A 471-nucleotide genomic window follows, 5' to 3' on the forward strand; every position below is an offset into this window, starting at 1 on the left:
GTACAGCGTTGCCGATACGCCCGCTTCTGTCGAGCCGGTTGCCTCCGATGACGAATTCGACGATGCGGTGGCAATGTCGCTTGAAGACGAGCTGATGCTCGACGACCATTCGGCGGCGGAACAGTCATTCATGGCCGCCGATCCCGTCGAGCATGCCATGCCGGAGCAGGCGGCGGCGCTTGACGGCCAGGCAATCTCCGACGAGAGCTTTGCTGGCCTCGACGATGCCATGGCCGATGTCGACATGGATTTCGACGTTCGCGCGGATGAGCCGATCGCCTTCGACGAGCCGGAAGCGCATGAAGTGCTTGCCGATGCTGCGGACTCAACAAGCGAGATTTCCAACCCTGAAGGCCTGTCGGACGATGCCTTCGACCTGAACTTTGAAGATTCGTTCGCCGAAACGGTCGAAGAGCCGGTCGCCGAAGTTGCTGCCGCTACGATCCAGCCGGCGGCGCCAGAAGCCAATGT

1 pseudogene is annotated in these 471 nt (G+C 61.4%); it reads left to right on the plus strand.

Annotated features, from left to right (window positions below):
* Nucleotides 1-471: pseudogene (locus tag EN969_RS34765) on the plus strand (SPOR domain-containing protein); the annotation flags it as partial.

The organism is Mesorhizobium sp. M7A.F.Ca.CA.003.01.2.1, from assembly GCF_003998945.1.
In the GTDB taxonomy this organism is placed as follows: domain Bacteria; phylum Pseudomonadota; class Alphaproteobacteria; order Rhizobiales; family Rhizobiaceae; genus Mesorhizobium; species Mesorhizobium ciceri.